The 25,596-nt window shown below is 67.3% G+C and carries 20 protein-coding genes; 7 read left to right on the top strand and 13 right to left on the bottom strand.

Going from position 1 to position 25,596, the window contains the following annotated elements:
• The first annotated feature begins 124 nt into the window (after positions 1 to 124).
• Complete coding sequence (locus tag RS901_RS13300) at positions 125 to 2,476, top strand: Tex family protein (RefSeq protein WP_316149217.1); 2,352 nt, start codon at positions 125 to 127, stop codon at positions 2,474 to 2,476.
• A gap of 57 nt (positions 2,477 to 2,533) precedes the next feature.
• On the opposite strand, the gene RS901_RS13295 is transcribed toward RS901_RS13300, so the two are convergent.
• On the bottom strand, positions 2,534 to 3,889 hold the full coding sequence (locus RS901_RS13295; RefSeq protein ID WP_316149216.1) for an ATP-binding protein: 1,356 nt from the start codon (positions 3,887 to 3,889) through the stop codon (positions 2,534 to 2,536).
• Positions 3,886 to 4,557: a response regulator gene (locus tag RS901_RS13290; protein ID WP_316149215.1), complete on the bottom strand. Its 672-nt coding sequence runs from the start codon at positions 4,555 to 4,557 to the stop codon at positions 3,886 to 3,888. The genes RS901_RS13295 and RS901_RS13290 overlap by 4 nt, the downstream gene beginning before the upstream one ends.
• A 304-nt stretch (positions 4,558 to 4,861) precedes the next feature.
• On the opposite strand from RS901_RS13290, the gene RS901_RS13285 reads away from it, so the two are divergent.
• Both RS901_RS13285 and RS901_RS13280 read left to right on the top strand, forming a co-directional pair.
• Positions 4,862 to 6,616: a glycosyltransferase family 39 protein gene (locus tag RS901_RS13285; protein WP_316149214.1), complete on the top strand. Its 1,755-nt coding sequence runs from the start codon at positions 4,862 to 4,864 to the stop codon at positions 6,614 to 6,616.
• A gap of 43 nt (positions 6,617 to 6,659) precedes the next feature.
• Positions 6,660 to 7,715: a bifunctional UDP-4-keto-pentose/UDP-xylose synthase gene (locus tag RS901_RS13280; RefSeq protein ID WP_316149213.1), complete on the top strand. Its 1,056-nt coding sequence runs from the start codon at positions 6,660 to 6,662 to the stop codon at positions 7,713 to 7,715.
• A gap of 18 nt (positions 7,716 to 7,733) precedes the next feature.
• On the opposite strand, the gene RS901_RS13275 is transcribed toward RS901_RS13280, so the two are convergent.
• From RS901_RS13275 to RS901_RS13225, 11 genes are all read right to left on the bottom strand, one after another.
• On the bottom strand, positions 7,734 to 8,870 hold the full coding sequence (locus RS901_RS13275; protein WP_316149212.1) for an alpha/beta fold hydrolase: 1,137 nt from the start codon (positions 8,868 to 8,870) through the stop codon (positions 7,734 to 7,736).
• Positions 8,871 to 8,937: 67 nt separating this feature from the next.
• Positions 8,938 to 9,327 (bottom strand): hypothetical protein, encoded by a 390-nt coding sequence (locus tag RS901_RS13270; RefSeq protein WP_316149210.1) that lies wholly within the window; start codon positions 9,325 to 9,327, stop codon positions 8,938 to 8,940.
• 219 nt (positions 9,328 to 9,546) lie between these two features.
• Positions 9,547 to 9,951, bottom strand: coding sequence for a hypothetical protein (locus tag RS901_RS13265; RefSeq protein ID WP_316149209.1), 405 nt, complete (start codon positions 9,949 to 9,951; stop codon positions 9,547 to 9,549).
• A 280-nt stretch (positions 9,952 to 10,231) separates the two neighbouring features.
• Positions 10,232 to 12,133: a potassium transporter Kup gene (locus tag RS901_RS13260; protein ID WP_316149207.1), complete on the bottom strand. Its 1,902-nt coding sequence runs from the start codon at positions 12,131 to 12,133 to the stop codon at positions 10,232 to 10,234.
• A gap of 298 nt (positions 12,134 to 12,431) precedes the next feature.
• Positions 12,432 to 13,145 carry an ABC transporter ATP-binding protein gene (locus RS901_RS13255; RefSeq protein ID WP_114134774.1) on the bottom strand — a complete coding sequence of 238 codons (714 nt, stop codon included), beginning with the start codon at positions 13,143 to 13,145 and terminating at the stop codon, positions 12,432 to 12,434.
• On the bottom strand, positions 13,142 to 13,912 hold the full coding sequence (locus RS901_RS13250; protein ID WP_114134773.1) for an ABC transporter ATP-binding protein: 771 nt from the start codon (positions 13,910 to 13,912) through the stop codon (positions 13,142 to 13,144). Before RS901_RS13250 ends, RS901_RS13255 begins: the two co-directional genes overlap by 4 nt.
• A complete protein-coding gene (locus tag RS901_RS13245) occupies positions 13,909 to 15,006 on the bottom strand; it encodes a branched-chain amino acid ABC transporter permease (protein ID WP_316149206.1) in 1,098 nt (365 codons plus the stop codon). Before RS901_RS13245 ends, RS901_RS13250 begins: the two co-directional genes overlap by 4 nt.
• A 1-nt stretch (position 15,007) precedes the next feature.
• Positions 15,008 to 15,874, bottom strand: coding sequence for a branched-chain amino acid ABC transporter permease (locus tag RS901_RS13240; RefSeq protein ID WP_316149205.1), 867 nt, complete (start codon positions 15,872 to 15,874; stop codon positions 15,008 to 15,010).
• Between the two features lie 72 nt (positions 15,875 to 15,946).
• Positions 15,947 to 17,149 (bottom strand): ABC transporter substrate-binding protein, encoded by a 1,203-nt coding sequence (locus tag RS901_RS13235; RefSeq protein ID WP_013956428.1) that lies wholly within the window; start codon positions 17,147 to 17,149, stop codon positions 15,947 to 15,949.
• A gap of 120 nt (positions 17,150 to 17,269) precedes the next feature.
• On the bottom strand, positions 17,270 to 18,106 hold the full coding sequence (locus RS901_RS13230; RefSeq protein ID WP_316149202.1) for an alpha/beta hydrolase: 837 nt from the start codon (positions 18,104 to 18,106) through the stop codon (positions 17,270 to 17,272).
• Between the two features lie 35 nt (positions 18,107 to 18,141).
• On the bottom strand, positions 18,142 to 19,797 hold the full coding sequence (locus tag RS901_RS13225) for a benzoate-CoA ligase family protein (RefSeq protein ID WP_316149201.1): 1,656 nt from the start codon (positions 19,795 to 19,797) through the stop codon (positions 18,142 to 18,144).
• Between the two features lie 268 nt (positions 19,798 to 20,065).
• Between RS901_RS13225 and RS901_RS13220 the strand changes: the two genes are divergently transcribed.
• From RS901_RS13220 to boxA, 4 genes are all read left to right on the top strand, one after another.
• Positions 20,066 to 21,025 (top strand): helix-turn-helix transcriptional regulator, encoded by a 960-nt coding sequence (locus tag RS901_RS13220; protein ID WP_316149200.1) that lies wholly within the window; start codon positions 20,066 to 20,068, stop codon positions 21,023 to 21,025.
• Positions 21,026 to 21,130: 105 nt separating this feature from the next.
• The gene (gene boxC / locus RS901_RS13215; RefSeq protein ID WP_316149198.1) at positions 21,131 to 22,840 is read left to right on the top strand and encodes a 2,3-epoxybenzoyl-CoA dihydrolase; all 1,710 of its coding nucleotides are present in this window, start codon (positions 21,131 to 21,133) and stop codon (positions 22,838 to 22,840) included.
• 35 nt (positions 22,841 to 22,875) lie between these two features.
• The gene (boxB, locus tag RS901_RS13210) at positions 22,876 to 24,300 is read left to right on the top strand and encodes a benzoyl-CoA 2,3-epoxidase subunit BoxB (protein ID WP_316149197.1); all 1,425 of its coding nucleotides are present in this window, start codon (positions 22,876 to 22,878) and stop codon (positions 24,298 to 24,300) included.
• Between the two features lie 43 nt (positions 24,301 to 24,343).
• Positions 24,344 to 25,594 (top strand): benzoyl-CoA 2,3-epoxidase subunit BoxA, encoded by a 1,251-nt coding sequence (gene boxA / locus RS901_RS13205; protein ID WP_316149196.1) that lies wholly within the window; start codon positions 24,344 to 24,346, stop codon positions 25,592 to 25,594.
• Positions 25,595 to 25,596 lie beyond the last annotated feature (2 nt).

Raw genomic sequence — 25,596 nt, 5'->3', positions numbered from 1 at the left:
CCCGTTCCGGACGTGCGCGGGACGCCGCCCGCCCCGCACCCACAGCGCGCCCCGGCGGATACCTCCCACGCTTGTGGCAAAATGCCCCGCTTTCGACTGACTGCGTTTTTCGCTGCGCTCTCCGATGTCCAACCTGCCCGCATCCGTCTCGCAAAAGATTGTCTCGCTCATCGCGGCTGAACTGTCCGTGCAGCCGCGCCAGGTGGCCGCGGCCGTGGCGCTGCTCGACGAAGGCGCCACCGTGCCCTTCATCGCCCGCTACCGCAAGGAAGTGACCGGCAACCTGGATGACACGCAGCTGCGCAACCTGGAAGAGCGCCTGCTGTACCTGCGCGACATGGAAGACCGCCGCGCGACCATCCTCGCGTCGATCCAGGAGCAAGGCAAGCTGACGCCCGAGCTCCAGGCCGCCATCGAGGCCGCCGAAACCAAGCAAACGCTGGAAGACCTCTACCTGCCCTACAAGCCCAAGCGCCGCACCCGCGCCCAGATCGCGCGCGAATGCGGGCTGGAGCCGCTGGCGCAGGCGCTGCTGGCCGATCCCACGCTGGACCCGCAGGCCGAGGCCGCCAAGTACGTCAACGGCAACCCCACCGCCGACGGCGGCGTGCCGGATGTCAAGGCCGCGCTGGACGGCGCGCGCGACATCCTGTCCGAGCAGTTCGGCGAAACCGCGGAACTGCTGGGCAAGCTGCGCGAGCACCTGTGGAACAACGGCGTGGTGGCCTCCACCGTGATGGAAGGCAAGGAAACCGCCGAGGAAGAGAAGTTCCGCGACTACTACAGCTACAGCGAGACCATCCGCACCGTGCCGTCGCACCGCGCGCTGGCGCTGTTCCGCGGCCGCAACGCGGGCGTGCTGATGGTCAAGCTGGGCCTGGGCGAGGAACAGGACGCGATGGTGCCGCACCCGTGCGAAGGCATGATCGCGCGCCAGGTCGGCGTCCAGAACCTGGGCCGCCCGGCCGACAAGTGGCTGGGCGACGTATGCCGCTGGTGCTGGCGCGTCAAGGTGCAGCCCCACCTGGAAACCGAACTGCTGACGCAGCTGCGCGAAACCGCAGAGAACGAAGCCATCAAGGTGTTCGGCCGCAACCTGCATGAGCTGCTGCTGGCCGCGCCGGCCGGGCCCAAGTCCGTGATGGGCGTCGACCCAGGCATCCGCACCGGCTGCAAGATCGCCGTGGTGGACAACACCGGCAAGCTGCTGGACACCGCCACCATCTACCCGCACGAGCCGCGCCGCGACTGGAACGGCTCGCTCGCCACGCTGGCGCGCCTGGCAAAACAGCACAATGTGGCGCTGGTGTCGATTGGCAACGGCACCGCCAGCCGCGAAACAGACAAGCTGGTGCAGGACCTGATGAAGCAGATGCCCGAACTGAAGCTGACCAAGATCGTGGTCAGCGAGGCCGGCGCTTCGGTGTATTCGGCGTCGGAGCTGGCAGCCAAGGAATTCCCGGACCTGGATGTGTCGCTGCGCGGCGCGGTGTCGATTGCCCGGCGGCTGCAGGATCCGCTGGCCGAGCTGGTCAAGATCGATCCCAAGTCGATCGGCGTGGGCCAGTACCAGCATGACGTCAACCAGCGCGAGCTGGCGCGGGCGCTGGACGCCGTGGTCGAAGACTGCGTAAATGCCGTGGGCGTTGACGTCAACACCGCGTCGGCGCCGCTGCTGGCGCGCGTGTCGGGCCTGAACACGGTGCTGGCGCGCAATATCGTCGAGTTCCGCGACGCCAATGGTGCCTTCCCCAACCGCAACGCGCTGAAGCAGGTGCCGCGCCTGGGCGACAAGACCTTCGAGCAGGCGGCCGGCTTCCTGCGCATCAACGACGGCGACAATCCGCTGGACCGCTCCTCGGTGCACCCGGAGGCGTATCCGGTGGTGCAGCGCATCCTGGAACACGTCAAGAAGGGCCTGCGCGATGTGATGGGCAACCGCGACGCGCTGCGCGGCCTGTCGCCGACGCAGTTCACCGACGACTCCTTCGGCCTGCCGACCGTCCGCGACATCCTGACCGAACTGGAAAAGCCGGGCCGCGACCCGCGCCCCGAGTTCAAGACCGCAACCTTCCAGGAAGGCGTGGAAGACGTGAAGGACCTGCAGCCCGGCATGGTGCTGGAAGGCGTGGTCACCAACGTGGCAGCCTTCGGTGCGTTTGTCGATATCGGCGTGCACCAGGACGGCCTGGTCCATATCTCGGCGTTGTCCAGCAAGTTCGTCAAGGACGCGCACGAGGTGGTCAAGGCTGGCCAGGTGGTCAAGGTCAAGGTGATGGAGGTCGACGTCAAGCGCAACCGCATCGGCCTGTCGATGCGCCTGGACGACGAGCCCGGCCAGGCCGCGGCGCGTGCCGGCGGCGACCGTGGCGACCGCGGCGCTCAGCGCAATGGCGGCAAGGGCTTGGGTGGCGGCCGCCGCGAGCAGGAACCGGCGGGCGCGATGGCCGCGGCCTTCGCCAAGCTCAAGCGCTAAGCCGCAAGCGCATGGCAAGACGCCCCGCACGGGAAGCCGTGCGGGGCGTCTTTGCTTTCAGCCGCCGCGCCCGATCCGCACCGCCAGGCCCTTCCCGGCCCCATCCGAGCGGTTGGCGAACGCAATTTCCAGCCCATGCAGCCGCGCCACGCGCCGCGCGATGGAAATGCCAAGGCCGTGCCCCTGCTCGCGCTGCCCGCTGCCGCCGCGGAAAAAGCGGTCTCCCAGCCGTGCCAGCACGTCCGGCGCCACGCCCGGCCCCTGGTCGCGCACGGTGATGCCGTCAGGCTGGAAATCGACCGTCACCAGCGCACCCGGCGGACTGTAGCGGATGGCGTTGTCGAGCAGGTTGCGCAGCATCAGCGACAGCAGGCTGGTGTCGCCCGCCACGGGCAATGGGGGATGGCCCTGCGCCGGCCATTCCAGCTCGACATCGACCTGTTTCTGCTGGGCCAGGCCCAGGCAGTCTGACAGCGCCTGCTGCGCCACGGGCAGCCAGTTGACAGGCTGGCGCGAAGGCGGCGCCGAGGCATCCTCCAGCCGGCTCAGTGTCAGCAGCTGCGACACCAGCCGGCCGATGCGGTCGATGCCGGAAGCCACATTGGCGCGCGCCTGCGCGCGTTCGTCGGCGTCAGGCGAGCGCTCGGCTATCTCCCACTGCGCCTTGAGCGCGGCCAGCGGCGTGCGCATCTCGTGCGCCGCATCGGCGGTCAGGCGCCGTTCGTGTTCAATTGAATCGGATACGCGCGCCAGCAGCCGGTTCATCGCATGCACCAGCGGCACCAGTTCACCGGGCACGGCCTCAAGGCTGAGCGGCCGGCGGTCGTCCGGGGCGCGCCCTTCGATGTCCGAGGACAGCGCCCGCACCGGCGCCAGCGCGCGCCGCATGAACCAGATCAGCAGCCCGATCAGCACCAGCAGCCCCGCGGCCCACGGCAGCACCTGCGCGGCGATATAGGACAGGATCAGCTCGTTGCGCTCGCCGATCTGCTGGCCGACACAGACACGCCAGCCGGTGTCGGGGTCGTCGAGGTAGTAGAGCCGCCAGGCCTTCTTGTTGATGGTGATATCGGTGAAGCCCTTGACGCCGGGGGCGCGTGGCAGCAGGTCGCCCTCGGGATCGATATGCAGCGACTTGCCGTCCGGCAGCCACGCCGCGATGGCCAGGTCGCCCAGCCCGGCGTCGCCCTGGTCGCCTTCCACCAGTTGCGGCAGCCGCGTGCGCGACGGCGCAGCGGCGACATCCACCAGCGGGACCACCGAATGCATCTGCAGCGCCATGCGCACCATGTCAGTGTCATAGAGCTCGTTGATCTCATGCCGGGCCCGCACGTAGGTCAAGCCGATGGTCAGCAGCCACACCACCGGCGCGGCGATCAGCACCGCAAAAATGAGCCGGCGCTGCAACGTCATATGCAATCCTCCGCCGCGCCCAGCGTGTAGCCCGCGCCGCGGAAGGTGCGCACGATCTTCGGATGAATCTTGCGGCGCAAGTGGTGGATATGCACCTCTAGCGCGTTGCTCTCGACGCCGCCCTGCCAGTCATAAAGCTTGTCGCGCAGGAAGTCGCGCGTCAGCAGCCGGTTGGGGTGCGCCAGCAGCAGCTCCAGCAACATGGCTTCGCGGCTGGTCAGTTCCACCGGCTGGCCCTGCCAGTACGCCTGGCGCGCTGCCGGGTGGAATTCCAGCGCGCCGTGCTTCCACACTGGCGACGACAGGCCCGCGGCGCGGCGGGTGACGGCACGCAGCCGGGCCGCCAGCTCATCGAGCGCGATCGGCTTGACCAGGTAGTCGTCGGCGCCGGCGTCAAGGCCGCCGATGCGGCTGTCGATCGCATCGCGCGCGGTCAGCACAATCACCGGGATGCGGCAGCCGCGGGCACGCCAGCGCGCGAGCAGCAACATGCCGTCCTCCCCTGGCAGGCCCAGGTCCAGCACCACGGCATCATAGTGGACCACGCCGAGTGCATGGTCGGCTTCAGCGCCCGTGCTGAACCAGTCGACCGCATAGTCCAGCAGTTGCAGGCCGCGGCGAAGCCCGTCGCCCAGCATCGGGTCGTCTTCAACGATCAGGATTCTCATTTTTCCGGGCTGGGTTCGGTTATCCTTCCGGTGTTATTTACCGGTCACATGAGCGCGTGCAGCATCGCGCCTGCAACGCATCGTGGGCATTATGTGCGCGCCCGCTTAATCTGCCATTAAGGTTTGCCCATTATTCTCGCCCTCTCCGCGCCAGGACCCAGCCTGAGTCAACGCCGCACCTCCAGCCGGCGTTGTCATGGCCATGCCGCCGGGCCGCGCTGCCGCGCAGCGCCGCCTCAGCACCCTACCCAAGCCACCGCCGCCCTTGCCGTCACACCCGCCTCCAGGCCACGACGTTCCTGCCATGCCTCAACGTCCCAATCGCTCTGCCGCCGTGCGCAGGCTTGACGCCGCCCGGGCCGGCGAGCCCGGCCATGCCGCACGCATCGCCGGCATGCCCGCCCTGACGGTGGCGCTGGTGGCGCTGGCGTTCGCGCTGGTCTGGTTCGGCACGCTGGGCGTGCGCCACCTGCTCGGCCCCGACGAGGGCCGCTATGCCGAGATCGCGCGTGAGATGCTGAGCAGCGGCGACTGGGTCACCATCCGCTACAACGCGCTGAAGTACTTCGAGAAACCGCCCTTCCATATGTGGGTGACGGCGCTGTCGTACACGCTGTTCGGCGTCGGCGAATGGCAGACAAGGCTGTGCGTGGCGCTGGCCGGCATGGCCGGGCTGGGCGTGTCGATGCTGGCCGCGGCACGCTGGTTCGGCGCGCGCGCCGGACTGTTGACGGGTCTGGTGCTGGCGTCCGCACCGATGTGGAACGTCGCCGCGCATTTCAATACGCTGGACATGACGCTGTCCGGCGTCATGGCCTGCGTGCTGGCGTGCATGCTGCTGGCCCAGCATCCGGCCGCAACGCCCGCCGCGCGCCGCAACTGGATGCTGGCGTGCTGGGCCGCGATGGGCGTGGCCGTGCTGACCAAGGGGCTGGTCGGCCTGGCGCTGCCCGGCCTGGTGCTGGTGATCTATACCTGCGTGACGCGCGACCTGGCGCTGTGGCGAAGGCTGCATGTGCCGGCCGGCATCGTGGTGATGCTGCTGGTGGCGGTGCCGTGGTACTGGCTGGTGGCGCGGCGCAACCCGGAATTCCTGCGCTTTTTCTTTATCCACGAGCACTGGCAGCGCTATACCTCGACCGTGCATGCGCGCAAGGGTGCGCTGTGGTACTTCGTGCCGCTGGTGGTCGGTGGCTTCCTGCCATGGCTGGGGCTGGTGCCCGGCATGGCGCGCGCCGTCCGGCAACGTGCCGGCGTCGCCGACGCAGGCAGTTCGCGGCCGTTCCAGCCTGCCCTGATGGCGGCGCTGTGGGCCGCGTCGATTTTCGTCTTCTTCAGCCTGTCCGGATCCAAGCTCCCCGGCTATATCCTGCCGGTGTTCCCGGCGCTTGGGATGCTGGCGGGTGCGGCGCTGGTGCAGACCGGCGAGCGTGCCTGGCGCCGACAGTTGCGGGCGATGCTGGTCGTCGGCGCGATCGGGCTGCTGGCCAGCCCCTACGTGGCCACGCTCGATTCCAACAACACGCCCAATGCGCTGTACCGGGCCTATGCGGTGTGGGCGGCGTTGGCGTTCGCGCTGGTGATGCTGAGCGCCGTGGCGGGCCTGTGGCTGCAGCGCCGGCACGGGCGCATGGCCAGTATTACAGCCTATGCATTCGGGATGCTGCTGGCATTCTCCACCGCCCTGCTCGGCCACGAAACCATCGGCCGCTCGGCGTCGGGCATCGACATGGTGGCGCCGATCGCGCGCGTACTGGAGCCTGGCATGCCGCTCTATGGCGTCGGCATGCTGGACCATACGCTGCCGTTCTACCTGCACCATCCGCTCACCATGGTGGCGCGAGCCGACGAACTAACCTTCGGCACCGAACAGGAGCCGCAGAAATGGCTGCCCACCGTCGATGCCTTTATCGATGCCTGGCTGCACGGTCCGCGCGCCGTCGCGCTGCTGTCGCCGCAGACCTTTGCCGAGCTGAGTGCGCGCGTGCCGATGCATGTGGTCGCGCGCGACTGGCGGCGCGTGGCCGTCGCCAACTTCCCCATCGCTGGCGCGCGCTAGCCGCGCCAGCGAGTTCCGTTTTCCCATGCCATCGTCAAACGCAATGCAAGGCAAGAAAGTACTGATCCTCGGCGTCAACGGCTTCATCGGCCACCACCTGACGCGCCGCATCCTGGAAACCACGCCGTGGGAGGTCTACGGCATGGACATGTCGTCGGACCGCCTCGGCGACCTCGTCGACCACCCGCGCATGCACTTCTTCGAGGGTGACATCACCATCAACAAGGAGTGGATCGAGTACAACATCCGCAAGTGCGACGTGGTGCTGCCGCTGGTGGCCATCGCCACCCCGGCCACCTACGTGCGCCAGCCGCTGCGCGTGTTCGAGCTGGACTTCGAGGCCAACCTGCCGATCGTGCGCGCCGCGGTCAAGTACGGCAAGCACCTGGTGTTCCCGTCGACCTCCGAGGTCTACGGCATGTGCAGCGACGAAGAGTTCGACCCCGACGCCTCGCCGCTGGTCTACGGCCCGATCAACAAGCCGCGCTGGATCTACGCCTGCTCCAAGCAGCTGATGGACCGCGTGATCCACGCCTACGGCATGGAGCAAGGCCTGAACTACACCCTGTTCCGCCCGTTCAACTGGATCGGCGCGGGGCTGGATTCGATCTTCGAATCGAAGGAAGGCTCGTCGCGCGTGGTGACGCAGTTCCTCGGCCATATCGTGCGCGGCGAGCCGATCAAGCTGGTCGATGGCGGCGCCCAGCAGCGCGCCTTTGCCGATATCGCCGACGGCATCGACGCGCTGATGCGCATCATCGAGAACCCCAACGGCGTGGCCAGCGGCAAGATCTACAACATCGGCAACCCGGGCAATATCCACTCGGTGCGCGAGCTGGCCGAGATGATGCTGAAGATGGCCGCCGACTACCCGGAATACGCTGACGAAGCGCGCAAGACGCAGATCATCGAGACCTCGTCGGGCGACTTCTACGGCAAGGGATACCAGGACGTGCAGCACCGCGTGCCGAAGATCGACAACACCATCGAAGAGCTGGGCTGGAAGCCCGGGATCAACATGGAAGCGGCGCTGCGCCGCATCTTCGAGGCGTATCGCGGGCACGTGAGCGACGCGCGCATCCTGGTGAACCAGGGCTGAAGTCCTGGCCCCGCCGGCTCAGGCACCGGTGCGGTCAAAGCCGGCCTTGCGCGCCAGCACGATCGCCTGCGCGCGGTTTTCCACTTCCAGCTTGGCGAAGATGCTGGTGATGTGGTTGCGCACGGTCTTTTCGCACAGGTCGAGATGCGCGGCGATCTGGGCGTTGTCGCGGCCCTGCGCGATCAGTTCGACGATATCGCGCTCGCGCCGGGTCAGCGCGGTGAAGGCTGGGTCGCGCACTGGCTCCCCAGCCGGCAGGAAGGCGCGCACCTCGTCCAGCCAGCGCAGCCATGCGGGCTCGGTTTCCAGCAACAGGTGATTGCCGCTTTCCAGCGGCACGAAGCGCGCGCCGGGAATCTCGCTGGCGATCAGGCGCCCTTCGTCGAACGGCACGCGCGCATCGCGCACCGCGTGCAGCACCAGTGTCGGGCACGATACCTGGGGCAGCAGCGCCACCACGTCGATCTCATTGAAAACGCGCATGAAGCGCGCCGCATTCAGCGGCGAGGTCGAAACCCGCTCCAGTTCATTGAACCATGCATGCTGCTCGGCCGTGCCGCCGGGAATGAACTGGGTGGTGAAGAACTGGCGGAAAGCCGGATTCTCCTGGCCCCAGCCAAGCTCGGCGAGCTTGTTCATCAGCTCGGCCTCTTCCAGCAGGCGCTGGCTCAGGTTGTCGCGCTTCAGGCGCCCCCGCGCGTAGCCACCGTGCAGCACCAGATGACTGACCCGCTCGGGATGCGCGACCGCGTAGGCGACGGCAATCGACGCGCCCTGCGAGATGCCCAGCAACGGAAAATGGTCCACCCCGGTGGCGTCGACGATGGTTTCCAGGTCGCGCAGCCACGCATCGAAGGACAGGTCCTCGATATCCCGGTCAGACAGCCCGCAGCCGCGCTCGTCATAGCGGATCAGCGTATGCGTGGCGGACAGCGCCGTGATCATGTGGCTCCACACCGGGCTGCCGACGTCGAACTCCAGGTGGCTCATCCAGTTGGCCGCCTTGACCAGCGGCGCGCCGCTGCCCGTGATGGCGTACGCAAGGCGAACGCCGTCACGACTGGTGCACAGGCGGAGCTGCTGCTTGAACATCGGCATGTCGGGGCCGCGCGGTGCTGGGACGGCCTGCCGGCAGCCGCGGGCCGCGGCTGCCATGCGGGCGCGCCGCGTGACTCCCCTAGCTTAGGCAAAGGATGGGTGGCGCCAAAGCGCTGTCGGTCACTCAGGACAGGCATTCCTCGCTGCCGCGTGCATCGCTGCGCGCGCCGTCGGTGAAACCATCGCGAGAACTGATACGCGTCCCCTCGGTAAAGGGATCGAAGCGCCCCATGCGCGCGCCATCCGTGTAGGGATCAGGCTTGCGCATCGCATCCCGGTTCGGATCAAAGCCTCGGACCATGCACACTGACATGCTGCCGCGCGCCACCACGGGCCGCATCGCGGCCTCGGCGGCCGGACTGCGCGCGCCGTCCGTGAAGGCGTCGCGCTGCGCGTTGTGGCGCGGCACGGCGGCGGCCAGTGCTTCGCCATACGCACCGGCGTGGGCGGCATGACTGAACCCGGCGGCGAGTGCGGCAGCGGCAAGCAGGGTCTTGGCAAGAATCTTGTGCATTGCTATCTCCAACAGGGATGCCGGCGGCGCTTGCCGCGACGGCACGCCTCATGTGGGCGATCGGCTACGAAACGGCACGGGCCGCACGGGATCGCCTCGAGCCGTGCCAGCCGTTGCCTGGCGCAAGCCGGCTGCCATCCCATCATGGCAGCGGCGCAGCGCCTGACCCCTGGATCAGTGGTATGCGGATGCGGGAAAGGGAAAAGCGGCCGCCCTGCGTCAGTGCAGCCATGCGAGCATCGCGAACAGCGCCGCCAGCGACGGCAGCAGCCGCGCCGGACCGCGCCCGAGTGCCGCCAGGCACGCCGGCCCCCGGTCGGCGGCCAGCTGCACCGCGGCGTGCCAGGCAGCCGGATCCGGAGCCTGGCGTCCGCGCAGGGAGCGCGCCAGCGACAACGCGCGTCCCAGCTCGCGCGCCGGCGCGCCGTGATCGTGATTCAGCTCACGCAGTGAGGCGAGGCACGATTCCCAGTTCGCATGTGAAAGACAGAAGACGTAGAGCAGCAGGAGCGCCGGCAGCAGCGATGGCAGCGACAGCGGCAGCGCCGCTCGCAGCCGACGGATGCGACGGATACTGTCGGCATGCCGGCTGGACTGGCGAGACCACTGCTGCAACGCGCACATGGCACAGCCTCCTTCTGGAAGGGACCGCCATGAAGGCGGTCAGTGACAAGCTGAGGGTTGCATTGTCTGGCCGGGGGCGGTGTGCACGCATGAGGCCGGTGTCCCAGGTCGGGGTCCGCAACGCGCGACTTCCCGGGACAAGCGCCCCGAGGGCCGGGCTGCGGGTGGCGTATGGCAGGCAGGCGGCGCAAACCGGGCAGAAAGCAAAACCCCCGGATCGCCTGGCGGCGCGTCCGGGGGTTGCCGAATTCGACGAAAGCGGGCGCCTGGGCCCGCGCGTTCAGATCTCGACCTTGGTGCCCAGCTCCACCACCCGGTTGGCCGGGATCTGGAAGAAGTCCGACGGCTTGGCGCCGTTCTGGTGCATCCAGGCGAACAGGCTCTCGCGCCACATCGGCATGCCCGGCAGCTTGGACGGAATCACCGATTCGCGGGCGATGAAGAACGAGGTCTCCATCAGCTCGAAGTGCATGCCAAGCTTGCGGTCGGCCAGGTCCAGCACCTTCTGCACATCGGGCGTCTCCTTGAAGCCGTATTCGGATTTCAGGATAAAGACGCCGCCGCCGAGGTCCTTGCTGCTCACGCGATGGTTGTCGTCCACGTAGGGGATATCGCGCGTGACGAAGGTCAGGAACACCACGCGCTCATGCAGCACGCGGTTGTGCTTCAGGTTGTGCAGCAGTGATACCGGCACGGACTCGGTATTGCCGGTCAGGAACACTGCAGTGCCCTCGACGCGGTGCGGCGGGTGCGCCAGCAGCCCGGCGATAAAGGGCTCGAGCGGGATGCCATCTTCCAGGCTGCGCGCGCGCAGCAGCTTGCGGCCGCTGTACCAGGTCATCAGCAGGAAGAAGGCCGTAGCGCCCATCAACAGCGGGAACCAGCCGCCTTCGGCGATCTTCAGCAGGTTGGCCGAGAAGAACGCCAGGTCGACTAGCAGGAATGACAGGCCGATCAGCGTGACCAGCACCGGATGCCACTTCCAGACATTACGCATCACGACCGCCGCCAGGAAGGTCGTGATCACCATGGTCGTCGTCACGGCAATACCGTAGGCAGCCGCCAGGTTCTCAGATTTCTTGAACGCCACCACCACGATCACCACCAGTACCAGCAGGATCCAGTTGATCACCGGCAGATAGATCTGGCCGATTTCCGCTGCAGAGGTATAGCGGATGCGCATGCGCGGCACGAACCCAAGCTGGATGGCCTGGCTGGTCAGCGAGAAGGCTCCCGAGATCACGGCCTGCGAAGCAATCACAGTGGCGGCGGTCGCCAGCAGCACCATCGGCAGCTGCAGCATGTCCGGCACCATCAGGTAGAAGGGATTGGAGATGTTTGCCGGATTGTTCAGCAACATCGCGCCCTGGCCAAAATAGTTGAGCATCAGGCAGGGCATCACCAGCAGGAACCACCCATAGCGGATCGGGCGCGCGCCGAAGTGGCCCATGTCCGCGTACAGGGCCTCGGCACCGGTCAGCACCAGGAACACCGAACCCAGCACGACGAAGGCCTGCAGCGAATGCTCCATCAGGAAGCTGACCGCATAGTGCGGGCTGACTGCCAGAAGGATGCCCGGCGCATTCACCAGGTGCAGCAGCCCCAGCGCACCAAGCGCGATGAACCACGCAACCATGATCGGGCCGAACAGCTTGCCCACGGCATGCGTGCCGCTGCGCTGGATGAAGAACAGCGCACACAGGATGACCAGCGTGATCGGAATGACGAATTGCGACAGGCCCGGCGCGGCGATCTCCAGCCCTTCCACCGCCGACAGCACCGAGATTGCCGGCGTAATGACCGCATCGCCATAGAACATGCAGGCACCAAAGATGCCCAGCATCATCAGCAGGCGCGCCATGCGCGAACGCGGTGCCGCTGTGCGCAGCGCCAGCGCCATCAGAGCCAGCACGCCGCCTTCGCCGTCGTTATCGGCGCGCATCACGAACATCACGTACTTGAGCGAAACGACGATGATCATCGCCCAGAACAGCATCGAGATGATGCCAAGCACGGCATCAGGGCTGAACGGAATGCCGTGTTCCTGGCTGAAGCATTCCTTGAGCGCGTAAAGCGGGCTGGTGCCGATATCGCCGAAGACGACACCGATCGCTCCCACGATCAGCGCCCGCGTACTGGGGCTTTCGACAAAATAATGACTGGTTGTTGCGGATTGGGTCATGAGTATTGGTCTGATTGACCGGGCTCGCGGGCGGTTGATGCCTATCCGGCGACCCGGTCCTGACGCAGTGGCTGCGGGTCCGCTTACTTTTTCTATTGCATTGCACAAACGCGCGCAATTCTAGATGAACTGCCGACTATCGACCACTGCGGCAAAAGGGGATGCCGCTTTCGTGACTTCGCAAGGATGGGAGGGAAGCGGCGGATGGTCAAGCCCCGGGAGAGCAAAGCAGCGTGTCCTTGCGCCCGCAAGTGGCGTTGCGGCAGGGCAACAAAAGCGCCTTATGAGGCACTAAACGTCAAACACCGAGATAGCGGTCCAGTGCTTCGGGCTTGCCGGCGAGGTCCGATGCGGGGCCGGCCATCACCACCCGGCCCTTTTCCAGCACCACGGCGCGGTCGGCGTGCGCCAGCACCGAGCGGAAATTGCGGTCAACCACGACCGAGGCGATGCCGGTGCCGCGCACGGTGGCTATGACCGCCCAGATCTCGCGCACGATGCGCGGGGCCAGCCCTTCGGTGGCCTCGTCCAGCACCAGGCAGTCGGGATTGGTCATCAGCGCGCGGCCGATGGACAGCATCTGCTGCTCGCCCCCGGACAGCTGCTGGCCGCCATGGGACAGGCGCTCCTTCAGCCGCGGGAACAGGTCGAGCACGCGCGCCTCGTCCCAGTCGTTGCGGCCGTTGCAGCCCTTGCGCGCGGCCATCAGCAGGTTTTCACGCACCGACAGGCTGGGAAAAATGCCGCGGCCCTCCGGCACGTAGGCCACGCCCAGGCGCGCCACCTCGAACGGCTGCGCGCGCGAAACGTCGCGGCCGGCCACGCGGATCTGCCCCTGGCGCTGGCGCACATGGCCCAGCAGCGTGCGCAGCAGCGTGCTCTTGCCCATGCCGTTGCGGCCCAGCAGCCCGACCGTTTCGCCCACGCCGACGGTGAAGTCGACGTCGCGCAGCACGTGGCTGGAGCCATACCAGGCGTTGATGCCGGTGGCTTCGATCATCGGGGCATTCATGCGGCCTCGCTCTCTTCCTCGCCCAGGTAAGCGACCTGGACCTCATGGTTGGTCCGGATCGCCTCGGGGCTGCCCGTGGCAATCACGGCGCCGTTGACCATCACGGTGATGCGGTCGGCGACCGAGAACACCGCGTCCATGTCATGCTCGACCAGCAGGATGGCGTGGCCCTCGCGCAGGCCGCGCAGCAGCGCCAGCATCCGCGCCGACTCTTCCGCGCCCATGCCGGCCAGCGGCTCGTCCAGCAGCAATGCGACCGGCTGCGTGGCCAGGCACATCGCCACCTCCAGCTGGCGCTTCTGGCCATGCGCCAGGTCGCTGGCAAGCCGGTCCGCCAGCGGTGCTAGGCCGGCCCGCTCCAGGGCCTCGTCGGCCAGCGTGGCGCTGGTACGGCAGCCCTGGGCGCTTTCCCACAGCCGCCACGCCCGCTGCGCGCGCGATTGCGCGGCCAGCCGGCAGTTTTCGCGCACCGTCAGCGGCAGGAAGATATTGTTGCGCTGGTAGCTGCGCCCCACCCCATGGCGCGCCAGCCGCGGCTGCGACCAGCCGGTCACGTCCTCGCCCTTCAGGTGCAGCCGGCCGGACGACGGCGGCAGTTCGCCGGACAGCATGTTGATCAGCGTGGACTTGCCCGCGCCGTTGGTGCCGATCACGGCATGGATCTCATGCAGCGCCAGCGACAGGTCGACGCCCGCCACGGCGGTCAGGCCGCCGAAGCGCCGGGTCAGTTGCTGCGCCTGCAGGATCGGGGTTCCTTGCGATGTCATGCGGCCTCCGTATTGCGGCGTCCTTCGCGGCGGCTGTCCGCAGTGCCCGCGGCCTCATCCGTGCCGGTGCCGGCATCGCCATTGCGGCGTCCGCGGCGTCCGTGCCGCAGCACCGACGGCAGGCTGACCAGCCCGCGGGGCAACAGCGCCACCGCGACGATGATGAAGCCCCCCATCAGCAGCTGCCAGTGCTTGGTCAGGGTGCTGAACCACTCGGCCAGCAGCACGAACGAGAACGCGCCCAGCACCGCGCCGGCCAGGCTGCCCACGCCGCCCAGGATCACCATCAGCATGGCGTTGCCGGACTGGTGCCACGACGCGATCTCCGGATTGACGAAGCCAAACTGGATCGCATACAGAAACCCGGCCAGCCCCGCCAGCAGCCCGCCCGCGACAAAAGCGCCAAGCTGGTAGCGGTAGGTGGCATAGCCGGCCGCGCGCATGCGCTGCTCGTTGTGGCGGATGCCGACCAGCGCGTGCCCAAAGCGCGAGCGCAGCACCAACGCCAGCACCGCCACCGTCAGCACCAGCCCGAGCCATACCAGCCAGTAGAAATGCGTGGGATCGTTGACCGTCAGCAGGTGCTCGCCAGGCACCGGGAATTCCGGCCGGAAGTAGATATAGGTGCCGTCGCTGCCGCCCGCGATCTTGGTGTCGTGGAAGACGAAATACACCATCTGCGCGAACGCCAGCGTTACCATGATGAAATACACGCCGCGGGTGCGCAGCACCAGCGCCCCCACCACCAGCGCCAGCAGCGCGGATGCGGCCAGCGCACCCGCCAGCAGCAGCCAGCCGTTGCCCGGGCCGGCCTGCGGCGCCAGAATTGCGGTGGCATACGCCGCCATGGCGAAGTACGCGGCATGGCCCAGGCTGACCAGCCCGGTGTAGCCGATCAGCAGCTGCAGCGACAGCGCGAAGATCGCCATGATCATCACCTTGCTGAGCAGCTCGATGTAGAACTTGTTGCTGTCCGCGGTCAGCAGCAGCGGCAGTGCCGCCAGCACCGCGAACGCCACCAGCCAGCCCAGCCCGGTGGCCAGCGTGGCATTGCGGAAGGAGTGCCGGCGCGCCGGCAATGTCGTCGGGTTCATGTCATCCTGCCTTGAACAGCCCCTGCGGCTTCCACAGCAGGATCATCGCCATCAGCAGGTAGATCAGCACGCCGGCCGCCTCCTGCCAGAACACCTTGCCGAAGGTATCGACGAAGCCCAGCAGCAGCGACGCCACCAGCGCGCCCTTGACCGAGCCGATGCCGCCGATCACCACCACCACGAAGCAGACGATCAGCACCTGCGCGCCCATGCCCGGATAGACCGACGACACCGGCGCAGCGATCATGCCGGCCAGCACTGCCAGCGCCACGCCCAGCGCGAACACGAAACGGTACAGCACCGTGATGTTGATGCCCAGCGACTGCACCATCTCGCGGTTGGTGGCGCCGGCGCGGATCATCATGCCCAGCCGGGTGCGCCGGATCACGTAGTACATCGCCAGGGCAACCACCAGGCATATCGCGGAGATAAAGAGGCGGTACACCGGATAGGTCATGTCGTTGCCGATCGCCAACGCGCCGTCCAGCAGCGCCGGCACCTGCACGCCGTGCACGTCATCGCCGACCAGGATGCTGCGCAACTCCTCGAACACCAGGATCAGCCCGTAGGTCATCAGCACCTGCTGCAGGTGGTCGCGCTCATACAGGTAGCTGAAGAAGGCCCACTCCAGCACATAGCCGAATGCCACCGCCAGCACGATGCCGAGCGGGATGGCGATAAACAGGTTGCCGGTCAGGCCGGCGAGCGTGAAGGCCAGGTAGGCGCCCAGCATGTAGAAGCTGCCGTGGGCGAGGTTGATCACGCCCATGATGCCGAAGATCAGCGTCAGGCCGCTGGCCACCAGGAACAGCAGCAGGCCGTACTGCACGCTGTTCAGGCACTGGATCAGGAAGGAGACGATATCCATGTTGCGTCAGCCGCCACCGCACCTGTCCCTGGAGGACGAAGGCGCGGTATCAGGCTGCTCCGGAAGAGCCGATCAGAGGCGGCAGCCGCGGGCCGGGTCGGCCAGTGCCTTGACGGCTACCGAGCTGACCTTGTTCTCGCGCCCGTCGACCTTGCGCAGATAGAAGTCCTGCACCGGGTTATGCGCCTTGGACAGCGTGAAGGCGCCGCGCGGGCTGTCGATCCTGGCCGCGCCCATGGCCTTGTACAGGTCAGCCTTGCGCGTCATGTCGCCCTTCACCGCCGTGGCGCCGGCTGCCAGCAGCTGGGCGGCATCGTAGCCCTGCACTGCGTACACGTCGGGCTGCAGCTTGTAGGTCTTGGCGTAGTCCAGGCGGAAGTTCTTGTCGCGCGGGTTGGTCAGGCCATCGGCGTAGTGCAGCGTGGTTTCCAGGCCCTGCGCGGCATTGCCCTGTGCTTCGAGCGTGCCATCGGTCAGGAAGCCCGAGCCGTACAGCGGGATCTTGTCCTTGAGCCCTGCCGCAGCCCAGTCCTTGACGAACTTGACCGCGCCGCCGCCGGCGAAGAACACGAACACGGCGTCAGGCTTGAGCGACGCCACTTCGGTAATCAGCGCCTGGAACTCGACATTGGGGAACGGCAGGTTCAGTTCCTTCACCACCTTGCCGCCCTTGGCCTCGAACGCTTCCTTGAAGCCCTTCACCGACTGTTCGCCAGCGGCGTACTTCCAGGTCAGCGTCACCACCTTCTTCAGGCCGCGCTCGCCCAGCACCTGGCCCATGGCGTAGCCCGGCTGCCAGTTCGAGAATGAGGTGCGGAAGATGTTGGGGCCGCACAGCGGACCCGTTGCCTCGTCCACGCCGGCATTGGGAATGATCAGCAGCGTGTTGTTCTCCTTGGCCACCTTGACGATGCCCATCTGCACGCCCGAATGCACCGTGCCGACCACCACGTCGACCTGGTCGCGCTTGACCAGCTTGGTGGCGTTCTCCGGCGCCTTGGCCGGATCGGATTCATCGTCGACCTTGAAGTACTCGATGTCGCGTCCGCCAAGCTTGCCGCCCTGCTGCTGCACATACATGCGGAAGCCGTTCTCGATGGCCGTACCCAGGGCCGCATAGGTGCCGGTGTACGGCAGCATGAAGCCGACCTTGATCTTTCCCCCTGGCGCAGCGGGTGCGGGGGCCGCAGGCTGCGCGGACGCGCCGGCCATGGCAAAGACGGTGGCGACGGCAAGGCAGGCAGGCGCAAGCCTGCGCGAGGTGAAGCGACGCATGGTGTCTCCTGGTGGTCAAGCCGGTGGCTCGCTGGACCGTTGCCGGTCACCCCTGCCCTTGCTGTGTCCCGCGCTGGCGCATGCACCGTGAGGACCCTTCGCAACAGGCGGGAAGCCGAATTATTTTAGGTTTGAAGTATGCAGATTTATATGCCGAACGGCAGCCAGCGTCAACGGTTCTTTTTGGTCCCGGTGTGGCGAATGCCCGCATCGCGCGAGTTTAAGCAAGGTGGTCTGGGGGGCATATCGATGGATACCCTCGATCTGCGCCATGGTGCCGTACTCGTCGTCCTCGCCCTGCACCGCCAGCACCGGACAGCGCAGCCCGGACAGGAGCGGACGCAGGTCCCACTGGCGGAATTCGGGGTCGAGCCAGATATCGTTCCAGCCCCAGAAGGCCGAATCGACGTCGTCATGATGGCGCGCCAGCCGCTGGCGCAGGTCGGTGTCCAGGTAGGCCTGGCGCGTGCCCGCGATGCTGCGCACCGACAGGTCTTCGACCATGATATGCGGCGCCAGCACGGTGATGCCGGCAACCGCCTGTGGAAAGCTGGCGGCGTGGATCAGCGCGATCGAGCCGCCGTCGCTGTGGCCCAGCAGCCAGGGCATGCCGTGCGCGCGGCCGGGACCGATGTCGAGTGCGTCGAACAATACGGGAAGCGCCTCGCGTGCCTGGCGATGCATGAAGTCGGGACGCCATTTTTCGTCGTGCGGCCGCGGCGTCGAACGTCCGTAGCCGTAGCGCGAGAAAACCAGGCCGCGAAAGTCGCCGGCCTCGCAAAATTCGCGCGGAAAATCGCGCCACATGCTGACCGAGCCCAGCCCCTCATGCAGGAACACCACCAGCGGGCGCTGCGCGCGTTCAGGCCGCAGCCACTGGTACTCGATCCGGATACGGCGGTTGTCGAAGGAAATTTCCACCAGGCTGCTTTGCATGGGCACGTTGTTGTCTTGCATCGGTTCAGAAGGAATGTCCAGAAGCTACGGGCGCTTCATTGCGCCGCCTCCCGCGCGGCTTGCTCGCGCTGGCGCAGGCGGAAGCGCTGGATCTTGCCGGTCGCGGTCTTGGGCAGTTCGGGCACGCATTCGATCTGGCGCGGGTACTTGTACGGCGCGAGGCGCGACTTGATAAAGGCCTGCAGTTCCGCCGCCATGCCGTCATGCCATTGCTGGCCGGGACGCAGCACGACAAAGGCCTTGGGCTTGACCAGTTCGTCGGCATCCGTGACGCCGATCACCGCCGCCTCCAGCACGGCCGGGTGCTGCGCCAGCGCGGCCTCGACCTCGAACGGCGACACGTAGATGCCGCCGACCTTGAGCATGTCGTCGCTGCGGCCGGCATAGGTGTAGTAGCCATCGGCATCGCACAGGTACTTGTCGCCGCTGCGCGTCCATTCGCCGACAAAGGTATCGCGACTCTTGTCGCGGTTGCACCAGTACATCAGCGCGGCACTGGGGCCCTTGATATAGAGATCGCCGATCTCGCCGGGCGCGCACGGCTCGCCGCGCTCGTCCAGCAGCTTAAGCGCGTAGCCTGGCACCGGCTTGCCGGTGGTGCCATAGCGCACCTCACCCGGCCGGTTCGACAGGAAGATATGCAGCATCTCGGTCGAGCCGATGCCATCCAGGATGTCGCAGCCGAAATGCGCCAGGAAGCGTTCGCCGATATCGCGCGGCAGGGCCTCGCCGGCGGAGGTGCATACACGCAACGCCACCTCGGCGCGCGGCGGCAACTCAGGCGCCGCCAACATGCCCGCAAACAGCGTGGGCACGCCGCAGAACACCGTGGGCCGCTGCTCGCGCAGCCGCCTGAACACGGCCGCCGGCGTGGGCCGCTCGGCCATCAGCACGGTGGTGGCGCCGACCGACATCGGAAAGGTCAGCGCATTGCCCAGCCCGTAGGCAAAGAACAGCTTGGCGGCCGAGAACACCACGTCGTCCTCGCGGATGCCCAGCACCTGGCGGGCATACAGGTCAGCCGTATGGAACAGGTTGCCATGCGTGTGAACGGTGCCCTTGGGCCGTCCGGTCGAGCCCGACGAATACAGCCAGAACGCCATGTCGTCCGGGCCGCTGCGCACGGTCTGCGCGGGAGAACGCGTGCGCGCCAGCATCGCGCCCACACTGCACGCCGGCGCGCCATCGGCATGCGGCGCCGCCTGGATCACCATCGGCGCCAGCCCGCTCTTCTCGATGGCGGCCTTCATTACCGGCAGCAGCGGCTCCGACACCACCACGGCGCGCGCGCCGCTGTGGCCAAGCATGTAGGCGTAATCGTCCGCGGTCAGCAGGGTATTGACCGCCACCGGCACCACGCCCGCCAGCAGGCAGCCGAGAAATACCGTGGGGAAATCAATGGTATCGAGCGCGCACAGCAGCAGCCGCTCTTCCTGGCGGAAGCCCGCGTCTCGCAGCGCACCGGCAAAGCGGCGGGCGCGGGCATCGAGCTCGGCATAAGTCAGCGAGGTGGTGTCGTCGATGTAGGCAGTCTTGCCCCCGCGCCCTGCCTCGAGATTGCGCGACAGCAGGTCCTCGGCGGCGTTGTAGCGGGTGGGCAGTGCCGCCACGCCATCGGTAGCGGGTGGAACAGCCGGCGGCACGGGCGATGCTGCCGCTAGCATGCCGGCGGCGGTATTGGGGGGCGTCATTGTCTCCACTCCTTGGTGTCGCGCCGCGGGCCACGGGCGCCGCGCCAGCGTCAGTCCAGTCGCTGTTCTGTTTGCCGATTTCCGCCAATGTGCATGCCGGCATCCGCTTGTTGATGCATTTTATTTCATATCAACTATTATGCAAGCGAGGGGATGCACTATAGGACAGGCTTTATCGAACCGACTGCCTGCCGCGCCACTTGGCGCACCAAGGCTGCTCGTATAATGCGCCCTTGCTTTTTCTGCCGGCCAACCCAAAACCACCACCATGCGCCGCGATCCCGCCCCGCTGCCCGCCAACGAGACCCATGCCGACACGCGCCCTGCCGGGGATGCGCCCGCCGCAGCCGCCAACGCCGAGCGCGACCCCTACCTGACGCTGCTGGGCGAGCGCATCCGCTCGCTGCGCGCCTCGCGCGGCATGTCGCGCAAGGACCTGGCGCGCGGCGCCGGCGTGTCCGAACGCTACCTGGCCAACCTGGAAACCGGCACCGGCAATGCGTCAGTGCTGCTGCTGCGCCAGGTGGCGCACGCGCTCGACGTGCCGCTGCCGGTGGTGCTGGCCGAAGTGGACGGCCTGAACGGCGAGCAGGCCACCGCGTTTGCGCAGATGGTGCAATGGCTGGCGCAGTTGCCCGCGGGCGACCTGGCGAGCGTGCGTGAAGCCTGCCGCCATGCACTGGCCCCCGCAGAGTCCGGCGATGCGCGCCACCGCCGCATCGCGCTGATCGGCCTGCGCGGCGCCGGCAAGTCGACCCTGGGCCGCGCGCTGGCTGCGGCCAGGGACGTGCCCTTTGTCGAACTGAACACCGTGATCGAGCAGGAAGCCGGCGCCAGCCTGTCGGAAATCCACTCGCTCTACGGCCAGGCGGCTTATCGCCGCTACGAGATGCGCGCACTGGAGCGCACCCTGCGCGAGCACGACCGCCTGGTGCTGGCCACGCCGGGCAGCCTGGTCTCTGAACCCGCCACCTTCAACCTGCTGCTGTCGCAGTGCTACACCATCTGGGTGCGCACCTCGCCGGAGGAGCACATGGCGCGCGTGGTGGCCCAGGGTGACATGCGGCCGATGGAAGGCAACCGCGAGGCCATGGCCGACCTGCGCCGCATCCTGCAGGCACGCGCGCCGCTCTATGACCGCGCCGATATCTCAATCGACACCAGCGGCAAGGACGCCGCCACCTCGCTGCAACAGTTGCGAGCGCAGCTCCAGGCCGCCGGCGCCTGACTACCCCTGGCCGCGCGCGGCCGACAAAGACATTGCGCCGGCCGTCTCCATGCACTATATTTCATCAAAAGCCGCAAGGCACTATAGTGCACTCAGGAGACAGCCATGTCCGCGCCGGCAACCGCCCCACTGCGCCCTGACCAGGCAGCCGCCTCGTCAGACGCGCCCGCACCCGTCACCTTCGAGCGCCATCCCGACCAGTACCGCCACTGGAAACTGAGTTTCGACGGCCCCGTCGCCACGCTGGCGATGGACGTCGACGAGGACGGCGGACTGCGCCCCGGCTACGCGCTGAAACTCAATTCCTACGACCTTGGCGTCGATATCGAACTGCACGACGCACTGCAGCGCATCCGCTTCGAACACCCCGAAGTGCGCACTGTGGTGCTGACCAGCGCGCGCGAGCGCATCTTCTGCTCGGGCGCCAATATCTTCATGCTGGGGCTGTCGTCGCATGCGTGGAAGGTCAACTTCTGCAAGTTCACCAACGAGACCCGCAATGCCATCGAGGATGCCAGCCGGCACTCGGGGCTGAAGTTCATCGCCGCCTGCAACGGCACCACTGCCGGCGGCGGCTATGAACTGGCGCTGGCGTGCGACGAGATCGTGCTGGTCGATGACCGCTCGTCCGCGGTAAGCCTGCCCGAGGTGCCGCTGCTCGGCGTGCTGCCCGGCACCGGCGGCCTGACGCGCGTGACCGACAAGCGCCACGTGCGCCGCGACCACGCGGACATCTTCTGCACTACCACGGAAGGCGTGCGCGGCCAGCGCGCCAAGGACTGGAAGCTGGTTGACGAAGTGGTCAAGCCGGCGCGCTTTGCCGGTTACATCGCCGAGCGCGCGGCGGCGCTGGCGGCGACCAGCGACCGGCCACAGGGCCACCACGGCATCACGCTGACAGCGCTGTCGCGCACCATCGAGCCCGATGGCTACCGCTACGAGACCGTGCGCGTGCATGTCGATCCCGCGGCACGCAAGGCCACGCTGACCGTATTCGGGCCCGACAAGCACCAGCCCGCGGATCTCGCCGGCGTGGTCGCGGCCGGCGCGCAATGGTGGCCGCTGAAGATGGCGCGCGAGCTTGACGACGCCATCCTGACGCTCCGTGCCAACCACCTGGATATCGGCATCTGGGTGCTCAAGACCGATGGCGACCCGGCCGCGGTGCTGGCCGCCGATGCGCTGCTGCAGGGGCATGCCGGCCACTGGTTCGTGCGCGAGACCATCGGCATGCTGCGCCGCACGCTGGCGCGGCTGGATGTGTCGTCGCGCAGCCTGATCGCGCTGATCGAAGCCGATTCCTGCTTTGCCGGCACGCTGCTGGAACTGGCGCTGGCCGCCGACCGCAGTTACATGCTGCACCTGCCCGACGCCCCGGACGACGCGCCGCGCGTGTTCGCCTCCGCGCTCAACTTCGGCCACTACCCCATGCCCAACGGGCAAACCCGGCTGGCGGCGCGCTTCTATGGCGACGAGGCCGCGCTTACGGCGGTGCGCGAGCATATCGGCGCGCCGCTGGATGCGCTCAGCGCCGACTCGCTCGGGCTGATTACGGCCGCGCCCGACGATATCGACTGGGAGGACGAGATCCGCATCGCCCTGGAAGAACGCGCCAGCCTGTCGCCGGATGCACTGACCGGGATGGAAGCCAACCTGCGCTTCGGCGGCGCCGAATCCATGGAAACGCGCATCTTCGGCCGCCTGACCGCGTGGCAGAACTGGATCTTCCAGCGCCCTAACGCTGTCGGCGAGAACGGCGCGCTGAAGGTCTTCGGCAGCGGCAACAAGGCACGCTTCGACTGGGACCGGGTGTAGCGCCCGGGCCCCGCCAGACAACAAGGAGACAGCACGTGAGCATCGACTACAGCCAGAAGATCCCCAACAACGTCAACCTGTCCGACGACCGCGCGCTGCAGCGCGCGCTGGAACACTGGCAACCGGCGTTCCTCGACTGGTGGCGCGACATGGGGCCGGACGGCTCGCACAACTTCGATGTCTACCTGCGCACCGCGGTGTCGGTCGATCCATCGGGCTGGGCGCATTTCGACCACGTCAAGATGCCGGACTACCGCTGGGGCATTTTCCTGCAGCCGGCCGACCCCGAGCGCAGGATCCACTTCGGCGAGCACAAGGGCGAAGCCGCCTGGCAGGACGTGCCGGGCGAGCACCGCGCCAACCTGCGCCGCATCATCGTCACGCAGGGCGACACCGAGCCCGCCTCGGTCGAGCAGCAGCGCCACCTGGGCCTGACCGCGCCGAGCCTGTACGACCTGCGCAACCTGTTCCAGGTCAATGTGGAGGAAGGCCGCCACCTGTGGGCAATGGTGTACCTGCTGCACCGCTATTTCGGCCGCGACGGCCGCGAGGAAGCCGAGGCGCTGCTGGAGCGCCGCTCGGGCGACCAGGACAATCCGCGCATCCTCGGTGCCTTCAACGAGCGCACGCCGGACTGGCTGGCGTTCTTCATGTTCACCTACTTCACCGACCGCGACGGCAAGTTCCAGCTGTGCGCGCTGGCCGAATCCGGCTTCGATCCGCTGGCACGCACCACGCGCTTCATGCTGACCGAGGAAGCGCACCATATGTTCGTGGGTGAATCGGGCGTGTCGCGCGTGATCCAGCGCACCTGCGAGGTGATGCGCGAACGCGGCATCGAAGACCCCGCCGAAGTGCGCGCCGCCGGAGTGATCGACCTGGAGACCATCCAGCGCTATCTGAACTTCCACTACAGCGTCACCATCGACCTGTTCGGGGCCGACCAGTCGTCCAACGCCGCCACCTTCTACAGCGCCGGCCTGAAGGGCCGCTTCGAGGAAGGCAAGCGCGCCGACGACCACGTGCTCAAGAGCGATGTCTACCGCGTGCTGGAAGTGCGCGACGGCCACCTGGGCGAGCGCGAGGTGCCGATGCTCAACGCGCTCAATGAAGTGCTGCGCGATGACTACATCAAGGACAGCATGGGCGGCGTCGCGCGCTGGAACAAGGTCATCGAGAAGGCCGGCATCGCGTTCCGCCTGACCGTGCCGCACAAGGCCTTCAACCGCAAGATCGGCACGCTGGCCAATGTGCACGTCTCGCCCGAGGGCCAGCTGATTTCCAAAGCCGAGTGGAAGGCCAACGAACGCAAGTGGCTGGCCACCGATGAAGACCGCGCCTTTGTGGCCTCGCTGATGGGCCGCGTGGTGGAGCCGGGCAAGTACGCCAACTGGATCGCGCCGCCGGCGGTGGGCATCAACCGACAGCCGATGGATTTCGAGTACGTGCGTTTCAACTGAACCAGAACCACAAGGACAGGCCAGGAGCCACCGGAGACACGCCATGGGCGCCCCCGACATCATCAAGCAGCACCTGATCGATCCGGAAATCTGCATCCGCTGCAATACCTGCGAGGACACTTGTCCGATCGATGCCATCACCCACGACGACCGCAACTACGTGGTCAGGGCGGACGTGTGCAACGGCTGCAACGCCTGCCTGTCGCCCTGCCCGACCGGCGCCATCGACAACTGGCGCACCATGCTGCGCGGCCAGGCCTACCCGATCGAGGCGCAACTGCTGTGGGACGAGTTGCCGGCCGAGGTGCCGCTGCCGGAACTGGCCGACCTGGGTGAGGCGCCGGAGGCAACCCCCGGCAGCGGCACGGCAACCGGCGCCGCACCCGACGCGGTCATCCAGTCCGTGGAAACCAGCCGCCACACCTCGCCGCGTGCGCCGTGGTCGGCGGCCCATCCCTATGTGAACCTGCATGGCGTGCGCGCGCCGGTCACTGCGACCGTGGCCGGCAACTACCGGCTGACCGCCGAGGACGCGTCCAGCGACATCCACCATATCGTGCTGGATTTCGGCACGCACTTCTTCCCGATCCTGGAAGGCCAGTCGATCGGCATCGTGCCGCCCGGCACGGATGCGTCGGGCAAGCCGCACTACATCCGCATGTACTCGGTGGCCAGCCCGCGCGACGGCGAGCGCCCCGGCTACAACAACCTGGCGCTGACCGTCAAACGGGTCGACCAGGACCACGACGGCAAGCCGGTGCGGGGCGTCGCGTCCAACTACCTGTGCGACCTGGCCAAGGGCGACAACGTACAGGTGGTGGGCCCGTTCGGATCGACCTTCCTGATGCCCAACCATGCCGAGGCCAGCATCATGATGATCTGCACCGGCACGGGCTCAGCACCGATGCGCGCCATGACCGAGCGCATGCGCCGCAACATGGCGCACTTCGGCGGGCGCCGGCAGCTGTTCTTCGGCGCCCGCAACGCCAACGAACTGCCCTACTTCGGCCCGCTGCTGAAGCTGCCCAAGGACTTCCTGGACATCCATTTCGCCTTCTCGCGCGACCCCGCCGCGCCGCGCCGCTACGTGCAGGACGCGATCCGCGAGGCCGCGGACAGCGCCGCCGCCCTGCTGGCCGATCCCAACGGCCATGTCTATATCTGCGGACTGAAGGGCATGGAAGCAGGCGTGCTGGAGGCATTCGAAGCGGTGTGCGCCGGCGCCGGGCACGCCTGGCCGGAGATCGAAACCGCCATGAAGGCCGAGGGCCGGCTCCATATCGAGACCTACTGACT

Source organism: Cupriavidus sp. BIC8F (assembly GCF_032465815.1).
Taxonomy (GTDB): Bacteria; Pseudomonadota; Gammaproteobacteria; order Burkholderiales; family Burkholderiaceae; genus Cupriavidus; species Cupriavidus necator.
The sequence above is the reverse complement of the archived record's forward strand: the minus strand, read 5'-3'. Positions and strand labels throughout refer to the sequence as shown.